The sequence below is a fragment of the Marinobacter sp. genome (assembly GCF_041690455.1).
Classification (GTDB): Bacteria; Pseudomonadota; Gammaproteobacteria; order Pseudomonadales; family Oleiphilaceae; genus Marinobacter.
This window is the reverse complement of the sequence record NZ_JAWLHI010000052.1, coordinates 1-20,712: the sequence shown is the minus strand read 5'-3', so window position 1 is coordinate 20,712 and position 20,712 is coordinate 1. Positions and strand designations below refer to the sequence as shown.

The 20,712-nt window shown below is 59.4% G+C and carries 18 protein-coding genes; 5 read left to right on the top strand and 13 right to left on the bottom strand.

Annotated elements, in window-relative coordinates; all coding sequences use genetic code 11:
* Positions 1–37: 37 nt before the first annotated feature.
* Positions 38–307 carry a 30S ribosomal protein S15 gene (gene rpsO, locus ACESMW_RS13270; RefSeq protein ID WP_372987494.1) on the top strand — a complete coding sequence of 90 codons (270 nt, stop codon included), beginning with the start codon at positions 38–40 and terminating at the stop codon, positions 305–307.
* A gap of 443 nt (positions 308–750) precedes the next feature.
* Positions 751–2,865: a polyribonucleotide nucleotidyltransferase gene (gene pnp, locus ACESMW_RS13265; RefSeq protein WP_372987504.1), complete on the top strand. Its 2,115-nt coding sequence runs from the start codon at positions 751–753 to the stop codon at positions 2,863–2,865.
* 156 nt (positions 2,866–3,021) lie between these two features.
* Here the strand turns inward: pnp and ACESMW_RS13260 are convergent, their stop codons facing one another.
* The 9 genes from ACESMW_RS13260 to ACESMW_RS13220 all read right to left on the bottom strand — a co-directional run bounded on the left by ACESMW_RS13260 (position 3,022) and on the right by ACESMW_RS13220 (position 12,563).
* A complete protein-coding gene (locus ACESMW_RS13260) occupies positions 3,022–3,915 on the bottom strand; it encodes an alpha/beta hydrolase (protein WP_372987493.1) in 894 nt (297 codons plus the stop codon).
* Positions 3,885–5,750 (bottom strand): DUF4105 domain-containing protein, encoded by a 1,866-nt coding sequence (locus ACESMW_RS13255; protein WP_372987492.1) that lies wholly within the window; start codon positions 5,748–5,750, stop codon positions 3,885–3,887. Before ACESMW_RS13255 ends, ACESMW_RS13260 begins: the two co-directional genes overlap by 31 nt.
* Positions 5,751–5,830: 80 nt before the next feature.
* A complete protein-coding gene (locus ACESMW_RS13250; protein ID WP_372987491.1) occupies positions 5,831–6,295 on the bottom strand; it encodes a DUF3015 domain-containing protein in 465 nt (154 codons plus the stop codon).
* 291 nt (positions 6,296–6,586) lie between these two features.
* The gene (locus ACESMW_RS13245; RefSeq protein ID WP_372987490.1) at positions 6,587–7,288 is read right to left on the bottom strand and encodes an ABC transporter ATP-binding protein; all 702 of its coding nucleotides are present in this window, start codon (positions 7,286–7,288) and stop codon (positions 6,587–6,589) included.
* A 9-nt stretch (positions 7,289–7,297) separates the two neighbouring features.
* The gene (gene livG, locus ACESMW_RS13240) at positions 7,298–8,053 is read right to left on the bottom strand and encodes a high-affinity branched-chain amino acid ABC transporter ATP-binding protein LivG (protein ID WP_092006350.1); all 756 of its coding nucleotides are present in this window, start codon (positions 8,051–8,053) and stop codon (positions 7,298–7,300) included.
* A 6-nt stretch (positions 8,054–8,059) separates the two neighbouring features.
* Entirely contained in the window at positions 8,060–9,331 is a 1,272-nt protein-coding gene (locus ACESMW_RS13235; protein ID WP_372987489.1) for a high-affinity branched-chain amino acid ABC transporter permease LivM, read from the bottom strand.
* Entirely contained in the window at positions 9,331–10,254 is a 924-nt protein-coding gene (livH, locus tag ACESMW_RS13230) for a high-affinity branched-chain amino acid ABC transporter permease LivH (protein WP_092006356.1), read from the bottom strand. The genes ACESMW_RS13235 and livH overlap by 1 nt, the downstream gene beginning before the upstream one ends.
* A gap of 162 nt (positions 10,255–10,416) precedes the next feature.
* On the bottom strand, positions 10,417–11,529 hold the full coding sequence (locus tag ACESMW_RS13225) for a branched-chain amino acid ABC transporter substrate-binding protein (RefSeq protein WP_372987488.1): 1,113 nt from the start codon (positions 11,527–11,529) through the stop codon (positions 10,417–10,419).
* Positions 11,530–11,726: 197 nt separating this feature from the next.
* Complete coding sequence (locus ACESMW_RS13220) at positions 11,727–12,563, bottom strand: tetratricopeptide repeat protein (protein WP_372987503.1); 837 nt, start codon at positions 12,561–12,563, stop codon at positions 11,727–11,729.
* Positions 12,564–12,876: 313 nt separating this feature from the next.
* On the opposite strand from ACESMW_RS13220, the gene ACESMW_RS13215 reads away from it, so the two are divergent.
* Positions 12,877–13,371: a MarR family winged helix-turn-helix transcriptional regulator gene (locus tag ACESMW_RS13215; protein ID WP_092006365.1), complete on the top strand. Its 495-nt coding sequence runs from the start codon at positions 12,877–12,879 to the stop codon at positions 13,369–13,371.
* A 138-nt stretch (positions 13,372–13,509) separates the two neighbouring features.
* On the opposite strand, the gene ACESMW_RS13210 is transcribed toward ACESMW_RS13215, so the two are convergent.
* From ACESMW_RS13210 to lon, 3 genes are all read right to left on the bottom strand, one after another.
* Positions 13,510–13,851 carry a c-type cytochrome gene (locus tag ACESMW_RS13210; RefSeq protein WP_372987487.1) on the bottom strand — a complete coding sequence of 114 codons (342 nt, stop codon included), beginning with the start codon at positions 13,849–13,851 and terminating at the stop codon, positions 13,510–13,512.
* Positions 13,852–13,914: 63 nt separating this feature from the next.
* The gene (locus ACESMW_RS13205; protein ID WP_372987486.1) at positions 13,915–15,180 is read right to left on the bottom strand and encodes a PQQ-dependent sugar dehydrogenase; all 1,266 of its coding nucleotides are present in this window, start codon (positions 15,178–15,180) and stop codon (positions 13,915–13,917) included.
* Between the two features lie 144 nt (positions 15,181–15,324).
* Positions 15,325–17,775 (bottom strand): endopeptidase La, encoded by a 2,451-nt coding sequence (gene lon, locus ACESMW_RS13200; RefSeq protein ID WP_372987485.1) that lies wholly within the window; start codon positions 17,773–17,775, stop codon positions 15,325–15,327.
* A gap of 220 nt (positions 17,776–17,995) precedes the next feature.
* Between lon and trxA the strand changes: the two genes are divergently transcribed.
* Positions 17,996–18,859 carry a thioredoxin gene (gene trxA, locus ACESMW_RS13195; protein ID WP_372987484.1) on the top strand — a complete coding sequence of 288 codons (864 nt, stop codon included), beginning with the start codon at positions 17,996–17,998 and terminating at the stop codon, positions 18,857–18,859.
* Between the two features lie 156 nt (positions 18,860–19,015).
* Entirely contained in the window at positions 19,016–19,339 is a 324-nt protein-coding gene (locus ACESMW_RS13190; protein WP_372987483.1) for a hypothetical protein, read from the top strand.
* 113 nt (positions 19,340–19,452) lie between these two features.
* Here the strand turns inward: ACESMW_RS13190 and ACESMW_RS13185 are convergent.
* The coding region (locus tag ACESMW_RS13185; RefSeq protein ID WP_372987482.1) for a KamA family radical SAM protein at positions 19,453–20,712 on the bottom strand (1,260 nt) is incomplete at its 5' end.

The following is a 20,712-nucleotide window of genomic DNA, read 5'->3' as shown; positions in this document are numbered from 1 at the left end:
GCCGGATTTATCAGCATCGCAACCAATGAGGTGAAATATGGCACTTTCTGCCAACGAGAAAGCACAGATCGTCAAGGATTTTCAGCAAGGTGACGGCGATACCGGTTCCCCTGAAGTTCAGGTGGCACTGCTGAGCGCCAACATCAACAAGCTGCAGGATCACTTCAAGGCCAACAAGCAGGATCACCATTCCCGCCGCGGCCTGATCCGGATGGTAAACCAGCGTCGTAAGCTGCTGGACTACCTGAAGCGCAAGAACGCTGACCGTTACCTGGACCTGATCCAGCGTCTGGGTCTGCGTCGCTAATCCGGGTTTTACGACCTGGGGCCTGTTTTCCGTGCTGGAACAGGCCATCAACCGGCGGGCCCTCGGGCCCCCGGTTGAGCTTTTCTCAAGCGCAAAGAGCTGCAGTTGATTTGTCAGTGATACCGAAGGATTCCCTGTCGTAACCGAAAGCCGAAATTGATAGCAGGTTGTTGAAAAGCCCGGGCCGGATGGCGTCGATAAGCCATCCTCTTGACCGGGGTTTTGCAACAGCCTGTTAGCTTTCAGACGGGTTGTCCCTTCCGAGTATCACGCAAGCACCTGCAGTCAGACAAAAAAGGGGTCAGATGAAAGCGTTCATCTGACCCCAGGTTCAACACTCCGGGTTCGGCCTGAAAACGGGGTCTGATGAAAGCCTTCATCTGACCCCACCTTCACGGCAAACCCCGGATCCATGACTGAAAAAGCAGGAGTTTGTTGTGCATTTGCAACCAACCAAGAAAACATTCGAAATGGGTGGGGAAACCTTCACCCTGGAAACCGGCCGTATTGCCCGTCAGGCTACCGGTTCGGTCCTGGTCTCTACCGGTGATACCGCTGTTCTGGGTACCGTTGTCGGTGCCAAGGAAGCGAAGCCGGGTCAGCCGTTTTTCCCGCTGACCGTCAACTATTTCGAGAAGACCTACGCCGTGGGCAAGATCCCGGGTGGTTTCTTCAAGCGTGAAGGTCGTCCTTCCGAAAAGGAAACCCTGACCTCCCGCCTGATCGACCGTCCGATCCGCCCGCTGTTCCCGAATGGCTTCATGAACGAAGTACAGGTGATCTGTACCGTCATGTCTGCCAGCAAGGAACACGATCCGGACATCGCCGCCATGCTGGCTGCCTCTGCGGCGCTGGCAGTTTCCGGTATTCCGTTTGACGGTCCGATCGGCGCCGCCCGTGTTGGCTTCACCGACGATAACGGCTACTTCCTGAACCCGTCTTTCGAGCAGCTGGAAAGCTCCATGCTGAACATGGTCGTGGCGGGTACCGAAGACGCCGTACTGATGGTTGAATCCGAAGCCGGTGGTCTGAGCGAAGATCAGATGCTCGGTGGTGTTCTTTTTGCGCACCAGCAGATGCAGACTGCTATTTCCGCTATCAAGGAATTTGCCGCAGAAGTTGGCAAGCCGCGCTGGGAGTGGAAGCCGGAGCAGGAAAACTCCGAGCTGCTCGAAGCCATCAAGGGCGAATTCAGTGGCGCTATCGAAGAAGCGTACGGTATTCGTGACAAGATGGCCCGTTACGAGCGTCTGGGCGAGATCAAATCCGCTGCGGTAGAGAAGTTCGCTGGCGAAGAGGAAGGTCAGCCGTCCGAGGAAGAGGTCAAGAAGTACTTCGGCAAGATCGAGAAGAACGTGGTTCGCCAGCAGGTTATCGATGGTAAGCCGCGTATCGATGGTCGTGACAACAAGACCGTTCGCCCGATCGAAATCGAAGTGGGCGTCCTGCCCAGCGTTCACGGTTCCGCCCTGTTTACCCGTGGCGAGACCCAGGCCATCGTGACTGCCACCCTCGGTACTTCCCGGGACGTGCAGATCATTGACGCCCTGGAAGGCGAGCGCAAGGATCCGTTCCTGTTCCACTACAACTTCCCTCCGTACTCTGTCGGTGAAGCTGGTCGTGTGGGCACTCCTGGCCGCCGCGAAGTCGGTCACGGTCGCCTGGCCAAGCGCGGCGTTCTGGCGGTTATGCCGACCCTGGAAGAATTCCCGTACGCGATCCGTGCGGTTTCCGAAATCACCGAATCCAACGGTTCCAGCTCCATGGCTTCTGTCTGTGGTTCCAGTCTGGCGCTGATGGACGCCGGTGTGCCCATCAAGGCGGCCGTAGCCGGTATCGCCATGGGTCTGGTCAAGGAAGGCGACAAGTTTGCCGTTCTGACCGACATCCTGGGTGACGAGGATCACCTTGGCGACATGGACTTCAAGGTTGCCGGTACCAAAGACGGTATCACCGCGCTGCAGATGGACATCAAGATCAACGGCATCACCGACGAGATCATGGAAATCGCCCTGGAGCAGGCCCACGAAGCACGTCTGCACATCCTGGGAGAGATGAACAAGGTCATCGCCGAGCCGCGTTCCGAGCTGTCCGATCGCGCACCGAGCATCACCACCATCAAGATCCATCCGGACAAGATCCGTGACGTGATCGGTAAGGGTGGCTCCGTGATCCGTGGTATCTGTGACGAGACCGGCGCCTCCATCGACCTGGACGACGACGGCAACGTGAAGATCTACGCTGATAACGCCGCGGCCGCCCAGGCTGCGGTCAATCGCGTCAAGGAAATCACCGCCGAGATCGAAGTCGGTGCCATCTACAAGGGCCGTGTTGAGCGCATCGTGGACTTCGGTGCCTTCGTCAACATCCTGCCCGGCAAGGATGGTCTGGTGCACATCTCCCAGATCTCCGACCGCCGCATCGAGAACGTCACCGACGAGCTCAGCGAAGGTCAGGAAGTCCTGGTCAAGGTACTGGATGTGGACAACCGCGGCCGCGTGAAGCTGTCCATGAAGGAAGTGAAGGAAGGCGAACAGCCGACCGACTTCACTGACTGATAGCCAGCGGTAAAGACAGGGGTCAGAAGAACACTTTCTTCTGACCCCTTTTTTGTGCCTGAAATTCCGGAGCTGGGCCTCTAAAACGGGGTCAGATGAAGGCTTTCATCTGACCCCATATTCAAACCAGCTCCTCCTGGGGTCTGATGAAAACTTTCATCTGACCCCACTTTCACCCTCTCCCAAAAACTCCATCACCGCCTCCCGATAAGCCGGAATCACAAACGTCGACCCATGCCCGGTATCGGTCTGCAAAAACCGCTTCGGCTCCCCGGCTGCCTCATACAACGCCACCCCATGGTGAAATGGAATGATCCCGTCCCGGACGCTGTGAATCACCATCACCGGCACCGGCGCAATGTCGTCGATCCTTTCCACACCCTCGTATTCCTCGGGAATGGTCCAGCTCAGCGGCACCTGGAAGGGCCAGGTCAGCCAGAAGGCGTCAAGCTTTTCCCGGGCAATGCGCCGGAAGCCGGAAAAGGTGCCGTCGAGGATGACGCCATCCAGTGCCGGGCGCTCCTCCAGTTGCACCCATTCGCTCGCCAGGGCAATCCCGAGCGCACCGCCAAGGCTCTGGCCGAGCATAAAAATGGGCTTGTCGGCCACGTCACCACGATTGGCCAGCCAGCGAAACCCGGTCTCCACGTCGTGCAGGGCGCCCTCTATGTCCGCATCTCCGGTGGACCGGCCGAAGCCCCGGTAGTCGATGGTAAACACGTTATAGCCTTCCTCAGGCAGCCAGGCGACATTCAGGATATGACTGCTGATGTTCTGGGCATTGCCGTGGAGGAAATACACCGTACCTCGGGGCTCATCACCGTCCGTCTGGGCCGGCAGCCACCAGCCGTGAAGTCTCTCGCTGTCCGCGGTATCCAGATAGACGTCCTCGTAATCGAGGTTGAGCCGATCCGGGGTGACATAGGTGATGTCATCGGGATAGAAGAAAACGCTGCTACAGCCACTCTGAATGACCGTCAAAGTGGCGATCAAAGCGGTGAACAGCGTCTTCCTGAGACTCAGAAGTAGGCGTGCAGTCCGGCGTGCCATGTGCTCTGGTACCTGTCGTAATGGTCTTCACGGGTGAACTCGGCAAACAGGCTGAATTCCCGACCGATATGCCAGTTGCCCTTGATATACGCCTGATCCTGGCGGTGTTGACTGCTGACAATCCAGGCTTTGGTCCGGGCACCGGCCATCAGGCTGAACCGGTTGTTCTGGTGTATTACGCCGAGGTCCGCGCCCGGTGCGGCGTCGTAGCCCCGGCGCAGGTCGTCGTCGATTTCCAGGTCTGCCGTGGCGATGGCAAACGCCTGGGTGGAATCCGCCAGAGCCCAGCTGCCCCCGGCGCCGCCTTCAAGGTAGGGCGCAAGTACCCGGTCATTTCCGGTGTCCGTCCGTCTTCCACCAAAACCGACCTGCCAGGACAAGGGCGTGAAGAACTGGTCCCTCGGGCTCAGGGAGCGGATTTCCACGCCCACCAATTGCTCCACCTGCAACTCGTCGTTGTCTGTGTAGTACCGGGCGTCCAGTCGCAGGAACTGTAGCTGCGCTCCGGGACGGTAACCCGCAGGCGGGTCCAGCACGTCGTGGTAGGCCGGGCGGAAGGTGAGCTGGGTGAATTCCGAATGATCCTGCTGACCGGCGCCGAGGCTCACCCGGAAAGTGTCATGGCCCTGGTCATCGCGAACCTCGGGTTCCGGTGGTCGGGAGCTGGTTTCCACGCCGTCTATCCGGCTGCGGGAAACCAGCAGCTCGTGGGACAGCGGCGCCGCATGGCCCCTGGGCCAGCCTTCGGCCTCGCTCTGGTAGCGTACATAGTCGTAGGTGGCATCCAGCACTTTGGCCCGTTCCCGGTCACTCAGTTGTTGCAGTTCGCGAGCATCGGTTTCCACATAGCCGTTGGCAATGGCTGCCGACAGGGTCTGATGCTCGTCCGGCAGCTCCGAGATCTGGTAAGCCACCGAGGTGGCCGCCGAGGGCCGGTAATAGACCTCTTTAACGAGGCTCTTGTCCACGACCCAGCGGACGGTATCGGAGGGGATGGCGTGAGTGCTCACTTCCCCCAGCAGGTCGGTTCCCGGACGCGCCACATCAATCAGCGCCAGCAGCCGGTAGGCACAGTTCTCGTCAAAGAAGTAGTAGTCGAAGTTCTTGTCCCGGATTTCCCAGGCGTGGGCCAGCAGCAGGTCGACCTCGCTCTGATCCAGGTTCAGAGTGTACTCCCACAGGTCCCGGTGCTCGATGTCCGAGTACAGGCGAATCTTCTCGTAGTAGGGTTGCACCGTGGTGATGCCCGGATAGCCGCCGAAGATGCCTTTGTAGGCGAACAGGATCTCACTGTCGTGGGCGGCGGCATCGGCGGCATAGGAAATGGTGTTGGCCAGCAGCAGGTTGGTTTCCTCGTCTTCCCGGGGCGGGTCCAGCCGCAGGAAGGTGTGCCCGAACATGGATGACGGACTGTTCAGGTAAGAGGCCGCAAACACCAGGGTGACGGTTTCAGTGTTCAGGGTGTCTTTCCAGTCCTGATACTCCGGGCAGGATATATCGGAGTCCGGCAGGTCCAGTCGCTCCCGGAGCCAGGCATCCCGGGCCGGGAAACGGCAGCGGGCATGATCGTTGCCACCGCCGGGTTCCTGAATCGCCGCCAGTGTGGCTTCAAGCTCGGCCCGGGGCGAGTGCTTGCCGTACTCGCTCAGGAAGAAAGCCTGGTCATCGGCCTGGCTGGTGTAGCCGTCTCCGAAGGTGTCGCTGTGGTAGTGGCCCAGTGTCAGCCAGGCCGGGTCCTGGTGCAGGTTTTCTGGAATCGTTTGTTCGCTGGCGTGAAGGTTGAAGCTGACGGCAAGGCAGAGAATCACTTGCCCGAAACGCACGGTCTGGCCCATGGAGAAGATTGATCCGGGTCGTTGGGGAAATCGGTCAGGCGCCGTCCCTGGCGCCATGTCCTTCCTTGCGGTAGCGGTTGTTATGCCGCTACGTACTTGCTCAGAGCCTGGTCCTGCTCCAGCAGGGCCACGATGGCATCCACGGCTTCACCGGACGTGGTGTCGGCGTTCGGGAAGATGGTAGCGAAGTTATCCTGGAGTACCTTGCGGAACGCGTCGCGGTCGGCTTCTTCTACGCCCAGCAGAACCGCCAGGGTATCGAGGTTTTCACCGGAGCCGCGGGACATGTCCCGGGCAACCTTGTCGATGTTGCTGTCCATGTACATGGCCATGGATTGAACAGACTGGTTGGTCTGACAGCCCAGGGTGCCGGTGGTCATACCGAAGGTCTGGTTACCGAAGGTACCGTTGGTGGTGGCGGCCAGAACGTGGGGAGCAATACCGGACTGTCCTTTCCAGATCATGGCACCCACGCCGCAGCCCGGCTGGGCGAAAGCCATGGAGGAAGCACCCAGAAGAATTGCACCTGCGATCAGTTTTTTCATTATCCACTCCTTTCTGTTGTTTTTTGCGGTCGTCGCATTGATCTCCCGGCCGGCCCCTATGGAGACAGCCGGGAAAGAACGGCCCTGACAGGTCCTGTGGAGACAGGTAGACCGTTGGCTTGAGTATAGTCCAAGTTCCGGATTTGCAAGTGAAAGGATTCGTGACTAATTGATTTATGTCGGATTTTTCACGCTGATTGCGCTGCAATATGTATTCTTTCAGGCCACATTCGCAAAAAGCCGGGGCGTGTTGCCACGTCCCGGCTTTTTGCCGATCCTTCGGGGCGGCTGTCAGCCCCCGAGATATGCGTTGCGCACGTCCGGGTTGGCCAGCAGATTCTTGCCGGTATCGTGCAGGCGGATCCGTCCGGTTTCCAGCACGTAACCACGGTCCGCCAGGTTCAGGGCCTGATGGGCGTTCTGCTCCACCAGGAACACCGTGATGCCCTCTTCCCGCAACTGGCCAATGATCTCGAAGATCTGCTGGATCACGATCGGCGCAAGCCCGAGCGATGGCTCGTCCAGGATGATCATCCGGGGTTTGCTCATCAGGGCCCGGCCGATGGCCAGCATCTGCTGCTCACCACCGGACATGGTGCCGGCGCGCTGGTGCTCCCGCTCCTTGAGCCGGGGGAACAGGTCGTAGACATGGTCCTGACTCTTGCGGATCTCCGCTTTGGTGTTGAAGAACCCGCCCATGTGCAGGTTCTCTTCCACGGTCAGCCCGGAGAACACCCGCCGGCCCTCGGGCACGATGGCAATGCCGGAGCGCATAATCTGGGAGGTAGGTTCATGGGTGATGTCCCGGCCTTCCAGGATGACTCGCCCCGAACTGGCCTGGGGGTTGCCACAGACGGTCATCAGCAGGGTGGTCTTGCCGGCGCCATTGGCACCGATCAGGGAGACGATCTCGCCTTTCTTGACCTCGACCGATACCCCGTGCAGCGCCTCGATTTTCCCGTAATGGGTATGAACATTCTCAAGTACTAGCATGGTTGGTCCTCAGGCCTCGCCCAGATAGGCTTTGATCACGTCGTCGTTCTGGCGGATTTCCTCCGGCGTGCCACTGGCCAGGGGACGGCCCTGGTTAATGACGTTGATTCGGTCGGAAATACCCATCACCAGGCTCATGTCGTGCTCAATCAGCAACACGGAAACGTTGTAGTCCTCTTTCAGGCTGACAATCAGTTGATCCAGTTCCTTCGTTTCCGCCGGGTTGAGGCCGGCTGCCGGCTCGTCCAGCATCAGCAGCTGCGGCTCGGTCACCATGCAACGGGCAATTTCCAGGCGCCGCTGCTGGCCATAGGCCAGGTTGCCGGCTTCCCAGTTGGCCATCTCGAGCAGGCCGACCCGGTCCAGCCAGTACCTTGCCCGTTCCAGGGATTTCTTCTCCCGCTCCCGGTAATCCGGGGTTTTCAGCAGACCGGCCAGCAGGTTGGTGTTCAGGTGCCTGTGCTGGGCGACCAGCAGGTTCTCCACCACCGTCATCTTGCTGAACAGCCGCACGTGCTGGAACGTGCGCACCATGCCCAGGCGGGAGATCTTGTAGTCGGGCTTGCCCTGAATTTCCTGCCCCTGGAACAGGATTTTGCCGCCGGTCGGTTTGTAGAAACCACTGATGCAGTTGAACACAGTGGTCTTGCCGGCGCCGTTGGGGCCGATAATTGACACGATCTCGTGTTCCCGGACATCCACGGATACCTGGTCCACCGCCAGCAGGCCGCCGAAGCGCATGGACAGATTCTGTACTTCAAGCATTGTCTGTCACCCCTGCTCTTTGAGTTCGATTTGAATGCGGCGCATGGGCAAAAGGCCCTGCGGACGCCAGACCATCATCAGTACCATGGCGGCACCAAAGATGAGCATCCGGTATTCAGAGAACTCCCGGGCGAGCTCGGGCAGGATGGTGACGGCAATCGCAGCCAGGATCACCCCGACCTGTGAGCCCATGCCACCCAGGACCACGATGGCCAGGATGATGGCGGACTCCAGGAATACGAAGGATTCCGGGCTGATAAAGCCCTGCTTGGAGGCGAACACGGTACCGGCAAAGCCGGCAAAGAACGCGCCAATGGTGAAGGCTGAGAGCTTCACCGCGGTACGGCTCATGCCCAGGGAGCGGGCTGCGATCTCATCTTCCCGCAGGGCTTCCCAGGCACGACCCACGGGCATACGCATGAAGCGGCGGATGACAAGCAGGGTGAAGATGGCCAGCACCAGGGCGATCAGGTACAGGAAGATCACCTTGTGCTCACCGGAATAGGCGATGCCGAAGGTTTCGTGGAAGGAGACGTTGCCTTCCTCCTTGACCCGGCGGCCAAACTCCATCCCGAACAGGGTCGGATCCGGAATGCCACCGATGCCGTTGGGCCCGCCGGTGAGCGAAGTCCAGTTGTTCAGCAGGATACGGATAATCTCCCCGAAGCCCAGGGTGACGATGGCGAGATAGTCACCGCGCAACCGGAGTACCGGAAAGCCCAGCACAAATCCGAACAGGGCGGCGAGCAGGGCGCCGATCGGCAAGGCCAGCCAGAAGGAGATCCCGAAGTACTGGGACAGCAGTGCGAAGGTGTAGGCACCCACCGCATAGAACGCCACGTAGCCGAGGTCGAGCAGGCCGGCGAGGCCCACCACCACGTTCAGCCCGAGGGCGAGCATGATGTAGATCAGCACCAGGGTGGCCAGGTCGACTGCCCCGCGGGACACGATGAATGGCCAGACCAGGGCGAGCAGGATGATCGCCACAAAGAATACCCGCTCCATGAGCAGGCGCCTTTCCTGGGAGACCGGGCCGCGCTTGGCCAGCGGGTTGAGGTTCGGAACCTTGCCGAACACACCCATGATGTTGTCGCGGAACAGCTGGAACAGGAAAACCGCCACGGCAGCCAGGAATACGTTGACGACGGTCGCGGTGGTCGCGCCTTCCAGGCCAACGGAGGTGCCCTCGGCAACCAGGTTCAGGCCCAGGATTGGATAGGCGATGATTACAGTGATAATTGCACAGAACAGTGCATGTCTAAAATTTTGAGCAGCCATCAGATCTTCTCAACCTCCGGTTTGCCAAGCAGGCCGGTGGGTTTGAACAGCAGAATCAGAATGAGCAGGCTGAACGAGATGACATCCTTGTACTCGCCGCTGAGATAGCCGGAGGTCATGCTTTCTGCCACGCCGAGTATCAGACCGCCGAGCATGGCGCCCGGGATGCTTCCGATACCACCAAGGACGGCTGCTGTGAAGGCTTTCAGGCCGGCAATGAAACCGAACAGAGGATCGACCGAACCGTAGTACATGCCGAGCAGGAGCCCCGCCACGGCTGCCAGGGCAGCACCGATCACGAACGTTGCCGAGATGATCCGGTTGGTATCAATGCCCAGCAGGTTGGCCATGCCCAGATCCTGGGAAACGGCGCGGCATGCGCGACCGGTCCGGGAGCGGGCAATGAACAGCGACAGGGCTGTCATACAGATCAGCGTGGTGATGAAGATGGTGATCTGCATGTAGGACAGAGACATCTGGAAGCCATCGCCGGATCCAAAATTGAAGCCACCTTCGATCAGGGCCGGGAAGCCGATGTTGCGGGAACCCTGTGCCAGGTGCACGTAATTCTGCAGGAAGATGGACATACCGATAGCGGAAATCAGCGGGATCAGCCGGTGGCGCCCGCGAACCGGCCGGTAAGCGACCCGTTCCACTGCCCAGCCCATGGAGCTGGAGACCAGCATGGCGCAGATCAGCGCCACGATCAGGATCACCGGTAGCCAGGCAACGCCGAGGGAGGCCAGGCCGGTAATGGCAATCAGCGCGGTGTAGGCGCCGATCATGTAGATCTCACCATGGGCAAAGTTGATCATGCCGATGATGCCGTAAACCATCGTATAACCGATGGCGATCAGGGCATAGGTGCTCCCGATCGTCAGCCCGTTGATGAGCTGCTGAGAGAAGTAAAGGAGGTCTTGCATTGTTTTTGAACTCCGAAGGCCCGCTCCCTCCGCTTCCGAACCCCCGGTCCGGGTTATCCGCACCGGGGGCAGGGGAGAATCAACAGGAGCCTAGAAAAACACCTTCTCCCGGATCGCGGTGAGAAGGTGCTCTCATGATTACCGTTTGTTAACGATTTTGGCTCAGTTTACCGGAGTTTTACTGCCATCTGAATGCCATTCGTAGACCACAAACTCGAATGACTTCATGTCGCCGGCCTGGTCGTATTCAACGGTGCCGATTGGAGTCTGGAAGGTGCCACTGCGCAGGGCTTCGGCAACTTCGAACGGATCGGTGGATTCGGCCTGCTCGATGCCGTCGGCAATCAGCTGGACCGCAGTGTAGGAAGTCAGCACGAACGGACCGGAGGGGTCTTCACCCTTGTCCTGGAAGGCTTTGACCAGTTCCTGGTTCTCGGCTTTCTGGTCGAATGCCGGCGGCAGGGTTACCAGCAGGCCTTCAGCAGCCTCGCCGGCGATGGTGTTAATGTCCTTGTTGCCGACACCTTCCGGGCCCATGAACTTGGCGTCCAGGTCAGCCTGGCGCGCCTGGCGCAGGATCAGGCCCAGTTCCGGGTGGTAACCGCCGTAGTAGACGTAGTCCACATCCGCCTGCTTGAGCTTGGTGACCAAGGATGAGAAGTCCTTGTCGCCAGCGGTGATACCTTCGAACATGGCGATTTCAACGCCTTGGTCCTTGAGGGTATCGCGCACGGCGGTAGCGATGCCTTCACCGTATTGCTGTTTGTCGTGAACAATAGCGACACGTTCGGGGTTCTGACTGGCAATGTAGTTACCAGCTACCGGGCCCTGCATGCTGTCCAGACCGATGGTGCGGAAGACCAGCTCGTAGCCACGCTCGGTGATGTCCGGGCTGGTGGAAGCCGGAGTGACCATCAGGATGCCTTCATCCTCATAGATGTCAGAAGCCGGCTGGGTGGAACTGGAGCACAGGTGGCCTACCACAAAGCGAACACCGTCGTTGACCAGGCTGTTGGCCACGGTTACGGCCTGCTTCGGGTCACAGACATCATCGTACTCGACGGCAACGAGCTCTTCGCCCATCACGCCGCCGTTGGCGTTGATCTGCTCGATGGCCATGCGGGCACCGGAGAACTGCATGTCACCATACTGGGCCACGGGGCCGGTCATCGGGCCGGCAATGCCGATCTGGATCTCTGCAGCTGCCTGGCCGGCGGCCATCAGGGCGACGGAAGTGCTTACAGCGGTTGCGAGTTTCTTTACTGAGGTTCTCATTGGGTCAGTCCTGTTTGGTTCAGGGTTATTCTTGTGTTCTCAGAGAGTTAAACAAACACCACGAGCCACGGGTTGTCAAGCAATCGGGGCCGGGGTTTGTTCAGGAACACAACTTTTGCAAAACATGTCCGTGTTGAAGACAGAAAGCTTCAAACTGGCAGACAGCTTGCAAAGCGTGTGCCTGGCTGAGAAAAGTGTCACGCGTCCGTGCTGTTGTCCTCCTGATCCGGAAACACCAGTGTGCGGAAGCTTTCATGTTCACGCAACTGCTCGAAACTCGGATCCACGGAAGCATCGTCCCGATAGGCTTCCGATATATCGATGGCTTTCTCCAGAGTGCTCACGGCATCTTCCCAGCGGCCGATTTCCGCATAGGCGCAGGCGAGCTGGTAATGGGCGTGACCGTTCTCCGGGTCCAGTTTCAGGGCCCGGCGGCAAAGACTGATGGCCCAGAGCGGTTCCTGCATTTCCAGAACGGCATCCGCCTTGTAGCTGAGCGCTTCCACATCGTCCGGCCGGAGGTCGAGAATGCGGTCGTAAGCGGCGATCTTGTTCTGCTGGGAGGTTTCCTGGCTTGCCTTGAGCCAGAGCGAGTGCACCTCGTTGGTGCGTTCAATCTCGGCCTGGTTCTGATGGATGATGTCAGACTTCTGCTGCAGTTGCTCTTCGATGGCCTTGAGACGCTTCTCGTATTCCACCACCAGCTCGTTAACCCGTTTTTCGGCGACGCTGGCCAGCTGGTTACGCATGTCCCGGATCGAGTTCCAGCCGATCACAACCAGAATGGAGGTGGCGCCGGCGATGAGATAGAAAAAGTAGGTGACCGTGTCGGTGGCGTAGGACATGGTCTTGTCGGCCACGGACAGTTCCTTGTCGACTACCTTCTCGATCAGCTCGGCGCGGGTGTCCATCATCTCCTTGCGCAGGGCCTTGCTTTCCTCCAGCAGGTAGAGCTCGATGAACGGCGTGTACATGGGTTCTTCCAGGTCTGCCAGCGCGGCGGCCACGTCATCGGAGGTGACATCGTCGTCCATGGATGGCCGCTCTCCGGTGCCCTGGGCGGCCGCAGTCCCGGCCAGGAGAAAGAGGCAAAGCATCGTGCCGGTGCGCAATGTCCTGAACAATGGCAAGAGCGAGAAGATGGATTGGTTGATCATGGTACTGCGTCCGTTTTGCGGTTTTGGAAAACAGCTGACCTTAGCATAGTGGCTGGCGGAAAAAATGCCGTACCGACAGTTTAAAGGGCATTGGGGCGAAGTTAAGTGGAAGTGCCCACTTGCATTTAAGGGTACAAAGACCTCTAATAGTTAGAGGTATAAACAAGTGTTGAGTAGTCGGAGCAACTCTGTGGACAATTACGAACAGGTGCTGGTAGCGCTTCGCCGCGTCATCCGGGCAACGGATCTTCATTCCAAGCGGCTGAGCAAGCATGCCGGGCTGACCGGCCCGCAACTGCTGATCATGCGTACCATCCGGGATCTGGGCGAAGTGACCATCGGCACCATCGCCGACAAGGTCAGCCTGAGCCAGGCCACCGTGACCACCATCCTCGACCGCCTGGAGCACCGCAAGCTGGTCTATCGCGTCCGCAGCACCAAGGACAAGCGCAAGGTCCACGCCCACCTGACCGAAGAAGGCGCCGACATCCTCTCCCGCGCCCCGAATCCCCTGCAGGAAGACTTCATCCAGAAGTTCCAGAGCCTGCACGAATGGGAACAGACCATGATCCTGGCGTCGTTGCAGCGTGTGGCGAACATGATGGACGCCGACGAGATCGATGCGTCGCCGGTGCTGACTGTGGGCTCGGTGCTGAAGGACGACGGCTGGAAGGAGAAGGCCTGAGGCGTGAAAATGGGGTCAGATGAAGGCTTTCATCAGACCCCGGTTTGGACCGCGGAGTTGGCGGGATTTCGGAGGTGTGCGGGGTCTGCAGCCCCCGGGGTCAGATGAAAGCCTTCATCTGACCCCATCTTAGTGAACCTATTCGGGCATCCTGGCGCTGATCTCGATGGATTGGTACCAAGCTGCAAGATCCGCTATTTCCTGATCGGTCAGGTTCTTGGCCACCACCGACATCATTTCATGTTCTCGCTTGCCGCTGCGGAAGGCCTTCAGCTGGTTCTGAATGTAGATCTGGCTTTCGCCGGCAAGGTTTGGTGCGATCGGTATTTTGGCAATACCATCCAGGCCATGACAGGTCTTGCATTGGGACGCCAGTTTCCGTCCCTCGGCGGGGTCGGCGGCAAGGGCCACGGAAGATAGCGTCAGGAGGGACATCAGGAGTACCGCGCCGGATAGCGCGGACTTCGTCGTTCTCTGCATACAGGCTCTCCAGTCAGCCGGGGAGTCGGCACCTCCCCGGCACTTCAACGGATGGGGTAAGGCTCAGGAACCTGATCCGGTATAGGCAATCCGGTAAACAGCTCCGGCAAGGTCATCAGAGACCAGCAGCGAACCGTCTTTCAGTTGCGCCACATCCACCGGGCGGCCCAGGTATTCACCGTTCTCATCCAGCCATCCTTCCGCGAAAGGCACGGTCTCACCGGCAATATTGCCCTCCGCGTCCACCGGCGTGAACATCACCCGGGCCCCGATCGGTACTGTCCGGTTCCAGGAGCCGTGCTGAGCGGAGAAAATTCCGCCCTGGTACTTTTTCGGGAACATCCTGCCGGTGTAGAACATCATGCCCAGGTCTGCTGCATGGGCCACGGTCTCGGAAACCGGGAAGACTACCTCGACCGGCACTTCCTCACCTTTGTACTCGTTGGTGCGGACATCTCCACCCCCGTACCAGGGGTGACCAAAGTGCTGACCCATGGCGGTTTGCCGGTTGATTTCCCCGGGCGGGATGTCGTCCCCCATGCCGTCCACCTGGTTGTCCGTGAACCAGAGTTCGCCGGTGGTCGGGTGGAAATCATGACCAACCGAGTTCCGGATGCCGCGGGTGTAAACCTCGCGCTCGGTACCATCCTGATTTACCCGGATCATGCCGCCGATACCCACTTCGTTGAATGTGTCCAGATGCTCGCGCGGTGCCACGTTATAGGGCTGGCCCAGCGAGATATAGAGCTTGCCGTCCGGACCCACGTCGCAGACCCGTGCGGTGTGGTTGTAGCTCACGAACTGCTCCGGGATCAGGTCGCCCTGGGGAATCACCTCGGAGGCCACCACGTCGCCACCTTCATAGAAGAATTCAGCGGCAGGGTAGGCAAGCACCCGATTCTGCTCGGCGATGTAGAGTACGCCATCTGGCGAGAAGCAGGGGCCATTGGGCACGGCCTTGGACAGTGAGGGGGCGAAGTTCTTTACTTCATCGGCTACGCGATCCTTGTCACGGTCGGTTACCGCCCAGACTTCTGTTTTCCGGGTTCCCACGAAAGTGACCACGCCCTGGGGACCAACGGCCATGTGGCGGGCGTCCGGGACCAGAGCATACAGGCTTATTTCAAAGCCTTCTGGCAGCTGAATTTTCTCCAGTGTTTTGCGGATAGCGTCGGCGCTGTCGCTGTTCTGGTCGATAACAGTGAACTCGGCCTCTCCAGTGGTCTGGAAATTGCCCAGTTTTTTGAGTGTGTTGTCGGACTGGCTGTGAGCGAAGGGAACGAAAGCGAGGCCTGCGGCCACGCACAGGATTGAGGCTTTTTTGTTCATTGTTTTACCGCTCTCTTTATCAACGAGTAGGGCGCCGGTACATCGAAACGCACCGGCCGTTTACTTTTTGATCAAAATCAAGCTGAGTAAAGACAACGGTCCAGTGAGCGTCAAGGTGGTCGCTCACTGGTTGGACCAGTTATGTCAGTGCATGCTCGATCCCTTGCGAGGCTTGTTCCCAAAACAGACCTGAAACACATCGTTATAATGCCGCGCAAAATTCACCGTCAGCCCTTCCTTGAGATACTCCGGCAGCTCCTCATAATCCCCCCGGTTTGCCTCCGGGAGTATCAGGTTGCTGATCTTCTGCCTCCGCGCCGCGATCACCTTCTCCCGGATGCCACCAACAGGCAGTACCTGGCCGGTGAGGGTCAGCTCGCCGGTCATGGCGATGTTTTGCTGGGGCGCCTCCTTCCGGGCTATGGACAGCAGTGCGGTGGCCATGGTGACACCGGCGCTGGGGCCGTCCTTCGGCGTGGCGCCCTCCGGCACATGCAGGTGCACAAAGGATTTGTCGAAGAAGGTCGGGTCCCCCTTGTACCGCTTCAGGTTCGATGACACGTAGCTGTAGGCGATCTCCGCCGACTCACGCATGACATCCCCCAGTTGCCCGGTCAGCTTGAAGCCCCGCTGGCTGCTGTGGATGCGGGAGGCTTCGATGCTCAGAGTCGCCCCGCCCATGGCGGTCCAGGCCAGGCCGGTGACTACGCCGGTGCCCTTGAGCGACTTTTCCTTGCGGAAGGCCGGCTGCCCCAGGTACTCGGCCAGGTCCGCCACACCCACCTTCACCGGCTGATCCGGATTATCCAGTAGCTTCACGATGCCCTTGCGGATGATCTTGTGCAGCAGTTTCTCCAGGTTCCGAACGCCCGCTTCCCGAGCGTAGCCCTCGATCACCTGCCTGAGGGCGGCGTCGGTGATGTTGAGCCGCTTTTTCAGCAAGCCGGCCCGCTTGAGAAGCCGCGGCATCAGATGGTGCTTGGCGATCGCCAGCTTCTCCTCGGTGATGTAGCCGGACAGACGAATCACATCCATCCGGTCCAGCAGCGGCCGGGGAATGGTGTCCAGCTGGTTGGCGGTACAGATGAACAGCACCTTGGACAGGTCCATGCGGACATCCAGATAGTGGTCGAGGAACTCCCGGTTCTGCTCCGGATCCAGAGTTTCCAGCAGCGCCGAGGCCGGGTCCCCCTGGTAGGAGGCGCCGATCTTGTCGATCTCGTCCAGCATGATTACCGGGTTGGCGACTTTCGAATCCTTCAGGGCCTGCACGAATTTCCCCGGCATGGCACCGATGTAGGTGCGGCGGTGGCCCTTGATCTCGGCTTCATCGCGCATGCCACCCACGCTGAACCGGTAGAACTGGCGGCCCAGGGCATCGGCAACGGAATGCCCGATGGAGGTCTTGCCCACGCCAGGCGGACCGACCAGCAGCAGGATCGAGCCGCTGACCTCGCCCTTGAAGGTGCCCTCGGCCAGGAATTCGATGATGCGGTCTTTCACGTCATCCAGGCCATCATGGTCACGGTCGAGAATGCGCCGGGCCTCGGCCAGGTCGAAATGGTCCTCGGAGTACTGGCCCCAGGGCACCTGGGTGAGCCAGTCCAGATAGTTGCGGGTGACACCGTATTCCGGCGAGCCCTGTTCCAGTACCTGCAGTTTCTGAAGTTCATCCCGGAAGCGTTCCTGTACCGGCTCGGGAGGATCCAGCCTGGCCATTCGTTCTTGAAAGCGCTCCGCGTCGGCGGTCTTGTCGTCCTTGGCCATGCCCAGTTCGCGCTGGATGACCTTCAGTTGTTCCCGCAGAAAGAACTCGCGCTGGTGTTTCTGGACCTTCTCGTTGACCTCCTCGCTGATCTCCGACTGCAGCCGGGCAACCTCCTGCTCCTTGCGCATCAGCAGCAGGACCTTTTCCATGCGCCGGAGCAGCGGCACGGTGTCCAGAACATCCTGGAGTTCCGGGCCGGGGGCGCTGGTCATGGAGGCCCCGAAATCCGCCAGGGGCGAGCTGTCGTCCGGTCCGAAGCGGGACAGGTATTGCTTCACTTCCTCGCCATACAACGGGTTGGTACGCAGCAGTTCCTTGATGGCGCTGATGATGGCCAGCGTGTAGGCCTTCAGCTCGTCGGCGTCTTCTTCCGGCTCGTTCGGATATTCCACCTCCACCAGGTAGGGTGGTTTGCGCCGCAACCACTGGACAATGCGGAACCGCTGCAGGCCCTGGGCAATAAACTGGACCTTGCCGCTTTCCTTCTGGGCATGGTGTACGCGAACGGCACAACCGATGGTTTCCAGCTGCTCGCTGGCCGGGATGCCCTGTTCGGCGTCGTGGCCCTCCACATAGCAGATGCCGAGGACGCGATGATCGGTCTCACCCACGCGCTTGAGGGTTTCGTGCCAGGGATCCTGGTTGACCACCACCGGCTGAACCTGGGCCGGGAAGAACGGCCGATTGGAAACCGGCAGCACATACATGCGCCGGGGCATGATCTGCTGGGGCAGGGCCAGGCTCTTGCTGTGCTCGTCCTTGCCGATGTATTCGGTCACGTCTTCTTCGAATTCCTCAAGGCTGTCATTGCGGTTGTCGTCATTCATGCCGTCGTTGCATCCCTCAAAGGTTGTCTTCGCACGGGCGATGGTGAACAGTGGCCCGCGATCAGGTCTACTTGCGTATGTAGCGGCAGTTACGGTTATTTCAAGGATTTGGCTTTACGACAGTGGAGGAGAGTCCGTGGCTGCGGAAGCTTGATTTTCCCGCCATTGACCCCATGATCGAGGCAGATTCACATATTCATTCAACGGTTCAGGTGCCCAGATGAGCAACTCGCCCTACGTTTTTGACGCCACCATGGAGAATTTTCAGCAGGAGGTGATGGATGCCTCTGCCAGTACGCCCATCCTGATCGATGTCTGGGCTGAATGGTGCGCGCCGTGCAAGCAGCTGATGCCGATTCTCGAGAAGCTGGCCAATGAATACGAAGGCGGTTTCAAGCTCGCCAAGGTCAACGCCGACGAACAGCAACAGCTGACCGCAAGCCTGGGCGTGCGCAGCCTGCCAACCGTGATCCTGGTGAAGGATGGCCAGGCGGTGGACGGCTTCAACGGCGCCCAGCCCGAAAGCGAAATCCGCAAGGTGTTGGACAAGCACGTGGAGGCGCCGAAGGAAGATCCCTATGACGCCGCCCACCGCCTGTGGGAAAACGGTGACGTCGACGGCGCCCTCGAGATCCTCACCGAGCTGAATCGTCAGGACCCCGAAAACATGAAGGTCCTGATCGACCTGGCGCAACTGAAAGCGGAAACCGGTGACCTGGAAACCGCTGAACAGGTGCTGGATAGCCTTCCGCCGGAAGAAAAGATGCAGCACCAGGCCAAACAGCTGGCGGCCCGCATCAAGTTCATGAAACAGGCCGGCGAGCTACCCCCGGTTGCCGAGCTCCAGAAGAAACTGGAAGCCGACCCGAAAAACGCCGAAGCCCTCCATCAGCTGGCCCTGCAGCACGTGCTCAAAGACGAGAACGCCGAAGCCATGGACCTGCTGATCCGCCTCATGCAGGCCGACAGCACCTACAAGGACGGCATCGCCAGGACTACCCTGATTGAGCTGTTCGACAAACTCGGCAACAACAATCCGGACGTACGCACCTATCGTAGAAAGCTCTATACCCTGATGCACTGACGAAGAATCGCCCTCGCGGGCAGTCCAAACCCAGGGGTGAGTCCAGACTCCGGGGTCAGATGAAAGCCTTCATCTGACCCCATCTTCACAAGGGCCACCCCCTCGGGGTCTGATGAAAACCTTCATCTGACCCCACCTTCAAACCACCCTAAAGCCATGCTCAAACTCCCACCCCAACCCGACCACTGCGAACTCTGCCAACGACCCGTCGCCAAACTCACCCGCCACCACCTCATCCCCAAACACCTGCATCGAAAAAAACGTTTCCAGAAACTGTTCACCAGGGAAGAACTGATAACCCGAACCCTGTGGGTGTGTCGGCCCTGCCACAACGCCATTCACAGAGCGTGCTCCGAGTACGAACTGGGACTGCATTACAACACCCGGGACAAGCTGATGGAGCTGGAGGAATTGAGGGTGTTTGTGGAGTGGATCAGGGAGAAGCCGGCGGGGTTTGTGCCGAAGTACAGGCGGGGCTGATGGAAAGATAAAAAAGGGGTCAGATGAAGGCTTTCATCTGACCCCGACTTTGACCCCGGCTTCGGCGCCGACACCGAGTGGGGCTATCCCCATCTCGGGGCTGGCAACGAGTTTTAGCCGTTGCCTTTTTTCATCTGCTCATACTCGTCCTCGAAGAAAAACTTCTCCTCTCCGAACGCCGGTTCCAGCTCGTGCAGCCAGGTGGCCGTCTCGCTGTACTTGGCGAAGAACGGGCGCTGTACCCAGTCCGGGTTGCGGCCCTGGAGGAAGCGCAGGACGAAGACTTTCTCGCCTTTGATCTCGGTGATGCCCTGGATCTCCACCTTGCCGGGGCCGGCACTCATGCTCGGGCCGCGGGCGGTGCGGGCCAGGCCGGAGACCTGCTTCATGGCTTCGCGGTAGATGTTGTAGGCCTCGGCCAGGGGCACCTCGAAGTAGTTCTTGGCGCCGGTGTCCCGCTCCACAAACATGTAGTAGGGGATGATGCCCAGCTTTACTTCCTTCTTCCACAGCTTGCCCCAGGCGTCGGCATCGTCGTTCACGTGCTTGATCAGCGGGCCCTGGGCGCGGATTTCGGCACCGGTGGCGCGGATGCGGCGGATAGCCTCTTCTGCGATCTCGGTGGTGATTTCCTGCCAGTGGTTGTAGTGGGCCATGATGGCCACGTGCTTGCCGGCGTCGACCAGCTTGGCAAACAGTTCGATCAGCTCGTCAGCATCCTTGTCGGTCACGAAACGGTACGGCCAGAAGGTCAGGGCCTTGGTGCCGATGCGGATGGTCTGGATGTGGTCGAATTCAGGCTCCAGCAGCGGCTCCAGGTACTGGACCAGGTTCTTGGTCTTCATCACCATGGGGTCGCCACCGGTGACCAGCAGGTCGGTCACTTCGGTGTGCTCTTTCAGATAGCCGTGAAGCTTCTCGGCTTCGGTGCTGGCCATCTTCAGGTCCTTGTCACCGACAAACTGCGCCCAACGGAAACAGAAGGTGCAGTAGGAGTGGCAGGTCTGGCCCTGAGCCGGGAAGAACAGCACGGTCTCACGGTACTTGTGCTGCACGCCGTCCAGCACTTCACCGTCCAGTTCCGGCATGTTCATTTCCATCTGGCCGGCCGGGTGCGGGTTCAGTTCGTCCCGGATCTCCTTGGCGGCGGCCTGGATTTCCTTCTTGTCGGCACCTTCTTTATGCAGCGCTGCCATACGCTCGAAATGTTCGTCCTTCAACATCCCTTTTTGAGGGAAGACAAGTTGGTAGATCGGATCGTTGGGTACATTGTCCCAGTTGATCAGTTCGTTGATCACGTACTCGTTGACCCGGAATGGCAGCACGCTGGCTACCACCTTCATTTCAAACAGGGTCTCTTCAGGGAGATTCTG